Here is a 9,354-nt window from a genome sequence, read left to right as displayed (position 1 = left end):
TCCTCCAAATTAGATGAAGTTTTTTTTGAAACTGTCTCTATAACAAGGGATAAAACAGAACCATTAAAACGAGGACGAGGAAGTCAGCGTCAATCAACGGTGTTGGTTGCAGCAGAATCAAGAGTAGAAGAACAAAATTATAATCCTAAAAAACATAGAACTAAAAAACGTGTAGGATATTTAAAGATGACGGTTATTGAATCATTAAAAAAAGAAGATTTAGCTGTGGTGGTAAAGGAAAAGGTAAAAAAGAATACTAAAATTGTTTCAGACAAATCAAACAGTTATAATAATTTGAAAGAGGATTATAATTTGGATTCTAAAGTGGTTCCAAAAAAAGAAATTAACACAATATTACCATGGGTGCATACAGCAATAAGCAATGCTAAGAGATTGCTACTTGATGTACATCATAGAATAGATGATGATTTTCTTCAAAACTATCTAAATGAATACTGCTTTAAGTTTAATCGAAGGTATTTTGATAATATTTTCGATAGACTGATGGTCGCAGCTGTATCTAATAGATGGAATTATCTTGGGGAAGAAAACGGATAAGCATATAAAATAAAGGGAAGCAATTGCAAAAAAAAGAAATAAGCACGCATATCTAGTTATAGATTCATTATGAATCATAAAACCTGCTACTTTCAAAACAATCAAAAAAGAGATTAAAACCTTTAGTAATTTTCCTCCATCCATTAAACACAGTTTGCATCGAGAATTCAATAAAATCAAAAACCCAAACACCTATTATACAATTAAATAACATTCCCTATACACAAGATACTAAATTTTAGTTTAACTTAAAATTTTCTTAAAATCTCATATCCTCAACGTTTTTTATTACATAACAACAACATAGGATGGTTTAACAGATAAAGCCAAGCATATCATCCATTACAAAAAAAAAGAGATTTTTTCGTTTTACTCCTTCTCTATCTTTTGCAAAAACTCATCTTCGCTAATAATTGGAATTTCTAATTTATTTGCTTTTTCAAGTTTACTCGGTCCCATATTAGCCCCAGCAATAATAAACGAAGTTTTTGAAGATATTGAGCTAGAAACTTTACCTCCATTATCTTCTATCATTTTTTTAAGCTCATTACGTGATACTTTTTCAAAAACTCCTGAGACTACATATGTCTCACCTTCTAACTTATTGGTTTGATTAGCTAATTTCTCTGCAGAAATTTCTAACTGAACACCATATTGCTGTAACCGCCTTACTAAATTTCTATTTTCTTCTGAAGCAAAAAATTCTACAACACTCTGAGCTATTTTGATTCCAATCTCATCCACATTAACCAACTCCTCTTCTGAAGCATCGACAATAGCATCTATAAACTTATAATGTTTCGCTAATTTTTTAGCAACTGTTTCACCTACATACCGAATCCCTAATGCAAACAAAACACGTTCAAAAGGTATTTTTTTAGATTTTTCTATACCTTCAATTAAGTTCTCTGCGCTTTTTTCTGCCATTCTTTCTAATGGAACAACCTGCTCTTTTTTCAACTCATACAAATCAGCATAATTCACTATCAACCCTTCATTTACTAATAATGCAACAGTTTCTCCCCCAAGCCCCTCTATATCCATAGCTTTCCTTGAAATATAATGCTGTATCCTCCCTATGATTTGTGGAGAACAACCTGCATAATTAGGACAGTAATGCTGTGCTTCTCCTTCTTTTCTGATAAGTTCGGTTTGACATTCAGGGCACTCAGTAATATAGATTGTTGGTTTTGAGTCATCTTTCCTTTTTTTTAGATTTACTGCTATTATTTTAGGTATAATCTCTCCTCCTTTTTCAACAAAGACAGTGTCTCCAACTCGTATATCTAATTTTTCTATCTGATCTGCATTATGTAATGAAGCTCTTTTTACAGTAGTTCCTGCAAGAGAAACAGGCTCTAAATTAGCAACAGGGGTTATTGCCCCTGTTCTACCTACCTGATATGTGATTTCATGAAGTTTTGTAGAAACCTGTTCTGCTTTAAACTTATAAGCCATAGCCCACCTAGGTGCTTTTGCAGTAAAACCAAGTTCTTCTTGTTGTTGCAAACTATTTACCTTAATCACAATTCCATCTGTTTCATAAGGTAGATCATGACGATGCTCATCCCAATATGCAACAAACTCCAACACCTCATCAATAGAATTCACCTTTTTTGACTCTACAGGAACCTTAAACCCCCAATCTCTTGCTTTTTCAAGACTCTCAAATTGACTAATAATCCCCAGCCTGTTTCCTGTTATATTATATAACAAACAGTCTAATGGCCGTCTAGCAGTCTCACTACTATCTTGTAATTTCAAACTACCTGAGGCCGTATTTCTAGGATTAGCATACGGCTCTTCTCCAGCCGCAACTCGTTCTTTATTCATTTTTATAAATCCATCATAAGGCAAAACAATCTCTCCACGAATATCAAACTTAGCAGGAAAATCACCCTTTAATTTCAAAGGAACCGATTTAATTGTTTTTACATTTGTAGTTACATTATCTCCTTGAACACCATCACCTCTTGTTACTGCCCTTACCAGTACTCCATCTTCATAAGTAAGGCTTATTGACGCACCATCATATTTAAGTTCACAAGTGTAGTTAATAGCTCCGTCTACTTGTTTCTTTAAACGTTTTTCCCAATCTAATAAATCTTCTTTTGAGTATGAATTATCCAAAGAATACATTCTATACTCATGTACTATTGTTTCAAAATTCTTAGTAACCTCACCTCCTACTCTGAGTGTAGGGGAATTAGGGTCATAAAATTCAGGGTATTCTTCTTCAAGCTTTTGTAGCTCTTTTAACTTCATATCAAACTCATAGTCACTTATTACAGCCGCATCCAATACATAATAATTATAGTTATGCTGTCGTAATTCTTCTCTTAATTCATTAATTTTTTGTTCTGTGCTCATTCAATTATTTATGATTTCAGGTTCTATCTTTTTTTAGCCATTTTACACTTCTATCAGCTCGAAAACTCTCATTTTCTCTAACAATCTATCTATATCTTTATCCACAAGGAGTAACTTATAATCTTCCTTTTTTAAAAACTCTTTATGCACCATATGTTCAAGCATTGCCAATAGGTCATCATAAAAACCTTCTACATTCAAAAGTCCAATTGGTTTTTGGTGCAACTCCAACTGTGACCATGTTATAACCTCAAACAATTCCTCTAGTGATCCAAACCCTCCTAAAAGAGTTACAAAACCATCACTGAGGACTGCATCTTCATTTTGCGTTCATGCATATTAGCTGTAGTTATTAATTTATCCACTCCTAAATAAACAATTTCTTTTTGCTTCAAAAATCCAGGAATTACACCAATTACTTCTCCTCTGCATCGTATAACTTCATTAGCCACTTTTCCCATTACACCAATTTTAGCTCCTCCATACACCAAAGATATTTGTTGCTGTGCCATCTTTTTTCCCAAAGCAACTGCTACTTCAATTATTCTCTCATCATTCCCCTCACTACTACCACAAAATACACAAATTGAATTCAAAGCTCTCATTACACAAATACCTTAATCAAAACAAGCTTTTATCATTCTGTCATTAGCATACAAATCTTTACGTAAGGTTACTGATAAGAACCCTTGCTCTTGTATCATTTTTTTTGTTTCTTTTCCTAAATATTGATTGATTTCAAAATACAACGCCCCATTATCGTTTAACTTCTCTACTGCTATATCTGTAATCTTTTTATAAAAAATCAAAGGTTCATGATCAGAAACAAACAATGCCCCTGCTGGCTCATTATCGAGTACATTAGTCTTTATCTCTATTTTCTCCAACTCACGTACATATGGTGGATTTGACACAATAACATCAAAATCTTGCAGCATCTCATCCATATTCAAAATATCTGCTTTAATAAACGTTATATCTACTTTATTTTGTTTTGCATTTTCTCTAGCTACTTCTATTGCTCCTTCTGAAATATCAATTGCATAGACTTGTGCTTCTGGTAAATTTTTAGCCAAAGTAATAGCTATACAACCACTACCTGTTCCTATATCCAAAATCTGCACTTTCTTATTTTTATAATCTTTTACAATCCAATCGACTAATTCTTCTGTTTCAGGTCTTGGAATAAGAACATTTGAATTTACCACAAATGATAAACCATAAAAATAGGTGCTTCCTATTATATATTGAATAGGCTCTTGTTTTTCTAATCGTTTTCTAGCCAGATCAAATGTTTTCAACTCTTCAAGAGTAAGCTCTTTACTTAAATTCATTGCAATATCTACCCTCGATAAATCCAAAATTTTTTCAGAAAGTAAATAAAAAAAAGATGTTACTTCATCAGCATCATAGATTTCTGATAAAACATTTATAAAACTAGTTCTCAGGTCTTGTATTTTCAATTCAAGGTGTATTTTATAACTCTTTAATCATCCAGGCTTGACAATTATAATGCCCTGTGTCTCCCATCGGTTTTTCTAAGGGTAAAAAACCTACTCTTTTATATAATTTTCTTGCAGCCTCCATATATGGCATTGTTTCTAGATAGCATTTTACATATCCTGCTTCTTTTGCAAATTCAAGACATTTTTGTATCATTTGAAATCCAATTCCTTTTCCTCGGGTGCAAGGTAAGAAATACATTTTTTGCAGTTCGCAAATAGTATCTGAATCTCTCCCTTCTAATGCTGCAATACCTGCCCCTCCTATAATATTTCCTTTTTCTTCTACGACATAATACCTCCTCCTTGGGTAATCATAAGTTTCATACATTTTATCCAAAGCTTCATCTTCATAAGCTGTTCCTACTTTAGGAACCCCCATTTCTATCAACACATCTCGTATCACAGTAGCAATCTTTGTATTATCTTCAATTGCTATCTTTCTGATTTTTATATCGCTCATATTATATTTAAAATATTATTTTTGTGACATCTTAACAAAATTTCAGACCTGAAAAACAATTCTGACTCTTTGTTTGAGCACAAAAGTTTAATCTCTTATCATAGAGACTGAAATATACATTAAATCTTACCAGAAATCAATGCGTAAATTTCTATTATTATTAACAATAATCACATGTACTACCAACTGTTCTATTTCTAAAAAACCAGAATTCAAATACATTGATAACATTATGGTTAAAAACATCAGCCTACGTAATATAACACTTAAAGCAGATGCTGTTTTCAACAATCCAAACAACTTACAAGGAAAGCTCTCTATAGATAGCATTCAAATTTTTGTAGACCACATAAATGTAGGAAAAGTTTCTGCTCAAGAGTTTGATGTTCCAACCAAAAATGAATTCACCATTCCTTTAGAGGGAACTTTTTCTCTTTCTAAGATTTACAAGAACAGTAAAAAAACTATTCTTGGTAATATATTAAACGTAATTCAAGCAGATTCATTAAATATCGAGTACAAAGGTGCTATTCGTTATCACCTTGGACATTTTTCTTATTCATACCCTGTCAACAAAGAGCAAAAAGTAAGATTGAAATAAATAACACTTAACCTATTGTTTTTTTTAGATATTTTAAAACCATCATCTATCTTTTTAAGAAAACATTACCATCCTTTTCTAATTCACAAACTCTAAAAAAGGCATTAAATACATAGTTTTACCTATTTTTGTTATTTATAAACATTGACACTACACGAAAAATACATAAAACGATGCATCCAGTTAGCCAAAAATGGGCTAGGAACAACCTACAACAATCCGTTGGTAGGTAGCGTAATTGTTGTTGACAATACAATTATAGGAGAAGGATGGCATTATCAATCAGGAAAACCTCATGCAGAAGTAAATGCCATTGCTTCTGTAAAAGATACCTCTCTACTCAAAGATGCAACTATATATGTAAGTCTTGAACCGTGTAGTCATTTCGGAAAAACACCTCCTTGTAGTGACCTAATCATAGAAGAGGAGATTAAAAAAGTGGTTATTGGCACCATAGATACTTTTGCAAAAGTATCTGGAAATGGAGTTCGTAGACTAATGAATGCAGGATGTGATGTTGTCCTTGGTGTTTTAGAAAAAGAATGCCTTGAATTGAATAAACGCTTTTTTACTTTTCACAATAAAAAGCGCCCATATGTTATCTTAAAATGGGCTCAAACTCTTGATGGTTATATTGCACCAACTCATACCAAAAAAAGAGAACCTGTATGGATAACCAACGCTCATTCTAAACAAATCACTCACAAATGGCGAGCAGAAGAACAAGCTATCTTGGTAGGTAATCAAACCGTTATAAAAGACAACCCAAAGCTCACAACCAGAAATTGGTCAGGCAATCACCCTATAAGAATTGTTGTTGACAGGTCTAATCAAATTCCAGCAGATTCTAACATCCTAGATAACACAATCAAAACAATACTAATTACTACCGAACAGCATATTAAAAAAAGTACAGATACACTTATTTATGAAGCCGTTGATGCACACAATAATATTGCAAAATCAATCTGTGACATCTTATACAAACATAAAATTCAATCTGTAATTATAGAAGGGGGCACACATACCATACAATCTTTTATCGATAAAAATCTTTGGGATGAAGCTAGGGTTTTTGAAGGAAGTATTACTTTTGAATCTGGAACAAAAGCTCCGATATGTAAAGGAATTTTAATTTCGAGAGAAAAAATAACAACAGACACTTTAACCACCTATAAAAATGATTAAAACTTTAGTTTTTGATTTTGGAGATGTTTTTATCAATCTAGACAAACCTGCCACAGAAAGAGAATTTTTAAAACTAGGAGAAATCTCTTCTGTTTCAGAAATACAAAGCCTCAATAAGCGCTATGAGGTAGGAGCTATTTCTACCCAAGAACTCATAATATCTTTTCAAACATTGGTTCCAGAAGCATCAAAAAACGAAATAATTAATGCCTGGAATGCTATTCTAAAAGATTTCCCGAAACATCGTTTTGAGTTTATAAAAAAAATAGCCTCTGAACAGCAATACAAATTAATACTACTAAGTAATACAAATGAATTACATATAAAATGGATTGCAGAACATGTTCCATTTTTTGAAGAATTCAAGTCATGCTTTGATATTTTCTATCTTTCTCATGAAATCCAAATGAGAAAACCTAATACTGAGATTTTTGAATTTGTACTGAACCAAAATAAACTGGACCCTACAGAAACATTATTTATTGATGATACTAAAGAAAATACAGACGCTGCCGCATCATTAGGCATTCACACTTGGAACAACAACCCTAAGACCGAGGATGTAACAAGCCTATTCACTACAAAATCAGACATATTGTGATCTATTTACTCCTAAGTGTCCTTGCCTCAACCCTGATCTTTATAATTTTCAAGTTATTCTCTAGATTTGACATCAATATACTACAAGCAATCATTGTAAATTATATTGTAGCCTCAATTTCTGGAATGATTGCATATACTGAACCTATCAATATAGTTTCTATATCAAAAGAAGGTTGGTTTTACGGTACTATGATACTAGGGGTTATTTTTATATCTGTATTCAACCTAATGGCAATAACCACCCAAAGAAATGGGCTTTCTGTAGCCGCAGTAGCCACCAAGATGAGTGTAACGATACCCATCATATTTGGAATTATTGTTTACCACGAAAGCACTGGAGTTGTAAAAATAATAGGAATCTTAATTGCCCTTATTGCCGTTTTTCTTACCTCAATAAAAAATACAGAAGGGGTTCCTATTACCAGAAAAAATCTAATATTCCCCCTACTCGTCTTTATCGGTAGCGGTATTATTGACACAAGTATTAAATTTCTTGAAACACATCATGTAGCAGAAAATGATGTCTCCATTTTTTCTGCCACTATTTTTGGGTTTGCTGCTATTATAGGTATTATCATACTTTTTATAAAAGCAATTACAGGAACACTCAAAATTAAACTCAAAAATATAATAGCAGGAATCGTACTAGGTGTTCCAAATTATTTTTCGATATTCTTTTTAATAAAAGCATTGCGATATAATAGCATGGACAGCTCTACCGTTTTTACCATTAACAATGTAGCCATACTTTTGGTTTCTACTTTTGCTGGGATTCTTTTTTTTAAAGAAAAATTACTTCTCAAAAACTGGATTGGAATTATTCTAGCCATCGCTAGTATTATTCTGGTTACCTTTTCTATATAACTAAACATTAGACTTGGATACAATAGACGATACATATAAAACCATTAATACTCCAGGAGAAGAAACCCTCTACAAAGATAAAAACAGTAAATTCTATGGATATGCTTTCCCTGTAACTACAGAAGACGAAACAAAACAAATTATCACCAAACTAAAAAAACAACACCATTCAGCAAGACATTGGTGCTATGCATGGCAAATAGGGATAGAACAAACTAGATACCGTGTAAACGATGATGGTGAACCCTCTAATTCTGCTGGTCAACCAATCTATGGTCAAATCCTATCGTATGATGTTACCAACATACTAATTATAGTTGTTAGATATTTTGGAGGAGTAAAACTTGGCGTAGGAGGATTGATTCATGCTTATAAAACTTCTGCACAACTTGCACTAGAAGCATCAACCATTGTAGAAAAAACTATTGATGTTCATTTTGAGATTGTTTTTGAATATAAAGACATGAACAAAGTAATGCGAATTATTAAGGAAAATAATCTCACAATCATAAAACAAAACCTTCAACTTAATTGTAAAATTTATATTTCTGTAAGAAAAAAGTTTATTGATAAAATAAAAAATGCTTTTTCCTCGTTGTATGAGGTAGAAATAAAAAAAGTAAAAGGTTTAGATTAGGAATTTTTAATTTTTTCTAATAAGTAAGAGGGACATGGAATAGGTTTTCGGGTTTTGCTATCAACAAAAACCAAAGTAGCAGACGCCGTTGTTAACAACTCTCGTTTTTCATTGAAGATTTCGAAGTCAAAAATTATTTTAACTGTAGGAATTTTCCTTAGCAAAGTTTTAACAGTCAATTCATCGTCAAAGAAGGCAGATTTCTTAAATTTAAAATCTAATGTAAACACAGGAAGCATAACACCATTTTCTTCCATTGATTTATAAGAGACCCCTAATTGAGATAACCAGTCAATTCGAGCTAACTCTAAGTACTGTGCATAGTTACCGTGGTGTACCACCCCCATTTGGTCTGTTTCAGAGTAACGCACTTTTAGTAAGGTTTCAGAAATGATTGACATAGGTTAACTATTTAGAATGAATAAAGCAAAATAAAAGTAATACTGTCAAATTATGCGAAAAAAATAATTAATATTCAACCCCCTAATCGTTTTTTTTTTACATTTTTTGTTCACATATTTGTCAAGCAAAATCAGTAAGGAGTTTTTCAACAACATCCTTTCAATAT

The 9,354-nt window shown here is 32.2% G+C and carries 10 protein-coding genes and 1 pseudogene; 6 read left to right on the top strand and 5 right to left on the bottom strand.

Annotated features, from left to right (window positions below; all coding sequences use genetic code 11):
- Positions 1–558: IS1595 family transposase (locus tag CVD18_RS12990; protein WP_146052783.1), on the top strand; the 558-nt coding region annotated here is incomplete at its 5' end.
- 369 nt (positions 559–927) lie between these two features.
- Here the strand turns inward: CVD18_RS12990 and ligA are convergent.
- The 4 genes and pseudogenes from ligA to CVD18_RS12970 form a co-directional block, all read right to left on the bottom strand.
- Positions 928–2,928 (bottom strand): NAD-dependent DNA ligase LigA, encoded by a 2,001-nt coding sequence (ligA, locus tag CVD18_RS12985; RefSeq protein ID WP_103865873.1) that lies wholly within the window; start codon positions 2,926–2,928, stop codon positions 928–930.
- 42 nt (positions 2,929–2,970) lie between these two features.
- Positions 2,971–3,440: pseudogene (locus tag CVD18_RS12980) on the bottom strand (TIGR00730 family Rossman fold protein).
- Between the two features lie 105 nt (positions 3,441–3,545).
- Positions 3,546–4,391 carry a peptide chain release factor N(5)-glutamine methyltransferase gene (gene prmC / locus CVD18_RS12975; RefSeq protein WP_103865872.1) on the bottom strand — a complete coding sequence of 282 codons (846 nt, stop codon included), beginning with the start codon at positions 4,389–4,391 and terminating at the stop codon, positions 3,546–3,548.
- Positions 4,392–4,404: 13 nt separating this feature from the next.
- Positions 4,405–4,893: a GNAT family N-acetyltransferase gene (locus tag CVD18_RS12970; RefSeq protein ID WP_103865871.1), complete on the bottom strand. Its 489-nt coding sequence runs from the start codon at positions 4,891–4,893 to the stop codon at positions 4,405–4,407.
- Positions 4,894–5,032: 139 nt separating this feature from the next.
- On the opposite strand from CVD18_RS12970, the gene CVD18_RS12965 reads away from it, so the two are divergent.
- The 5 genes from CVD18_RS12965 to CVD18_RS12945 all read left to right on the top strand — a co-directional run bounded on the left by CVD18_RS12965 (position 5,033) and on the right by CVD18_RS12945 (position 8,786).
- Positions 5,033–5,494 (top strand): hypothetical protein, encoded by a 462-nt coding sequence (locus CVD18_RS12965; protein WP_146052782.1) that lies wholly within the window; start codon positions 5,033–5,035, stop codon positions 5,492–5,494.
- 144 nt (positions 5,495–5,638) lie between these two features.
- Positions 5,639–6,682: a bifunctional diaminohydroxyphosphoribosylaminopyrimidine deaminase/5-amino-6-(5-phosphoribosylamino)uracil reductase RibD gene (gene ribD, locus CVD18_RS12960; RefSeq protein ID WP_103865869.1), complete on the top strand. Its 1,044-nt coding sequence runs from the start codon at positions 5,639–5,641 to the stop codon at positions 6,680–6,682.
- Positions 6,675–7,283, top strand: a complete 609-nt coding sequence (locus CVD18_RS12955; RefSeq protein WP_103865868.1) for an HAD family phosphatase — start codon at positions 6,675–6,677, stop codon at positions 7,281–7,283. The genes ribD and CVD18_RS12955 overlap by 8 nt, the downstream gene beginning before the upstream one ends.
- Positions 7,280–8,149 (top strand): EamA family transporter, encoded by an 870-nt coding sequence (locus CVD18_RS12950; protein ID WP_103865867.1) that lies wholly within the window; start codon positions 7,280–7,282, stop codon positions 8,147–8,149. The genes CVD18_RS12955 and CVD18_RS12950 overlap by 4 nt, the downstream gene beginning before the upstream one ends.
- 22 nt (positions 8,150–8,171) lie before the next feature.
- A complete protein-coding gene (locus CVD18_RS12945) occupies positions 8,172–8,786 on the top strand; it encodes a YigZ family protein (RefSeq protein WP_199185080.1) in 615 nt (204 codons plus the stop codon).
- Here CVD18_RS12945 and CVD18_RS12940 read toward each other — a convergent pair.
- Positions 8,783–9,187, bottom strand: coding sequence for a thioesterase family protein (locus CVD18_RS12940; RefSeq protein WP_103865865.1), 405 nt, complete (start codon positions 9,185–9,187; stop codon positions 8,783–8,785). The genes CVD18_RS12945 and CVD18_RS12940 overlap by 4 nt on opposite strands.
- Between the last annotated feature and the right edge of the window lie 167 nt (positions 9,188–9,354).

Origin of the sequence: Aquimarina sp. I32.4 (assembly GCF_002924285.1) — a bacterium.
Lineage (GTDB): Bacteria > Bacteroidota > Bacteroidia > Flavobacteriales > Flavobacteriaceae > Aquimarina.
This window is presented reverse-complemented; position numbering and strand designations above follow the sequence as displayed.

Excerpts from the sequence above, each read along its gene's own strand:
- CVD18_RS12940 (WP_103865865.1), bottom strand. The coding sequence starts at position 9,187 with ATGTCAATCATTTCTGAAACCTTACTAAAAGTGCGTTACTCTGAAACA.
- CVD18_RS12955 (WP_103865868.1), top strand. The coding sequence starts at position 6,675 with ATGATTAAAACTTTAGTTTTTGATTTTGGAGATGTTTTTATCAATCTA.
- CVD18_RS12965 (WP_146052782.1), top strand. The coding sequence starts at position 5,033 with ATGCGTAAATTTCTATTATTATTAACAATAATCACATGTACTACCAAC.
- CVD18_RS12970 (WP_103865871.1), bottom strand. The coding sequence starts at position 4,893 with ATGAGCGATATAAAAATCAGAAAGATAGCAATTGAAGATAATACAAAG.
- ligA (WP_103865873.1), bottom strand. The coding sequence starts at position 2,928 with ATGAGCACAGAACAAAAAATTAATGAATTAAGAGAAGAATTACGACAG.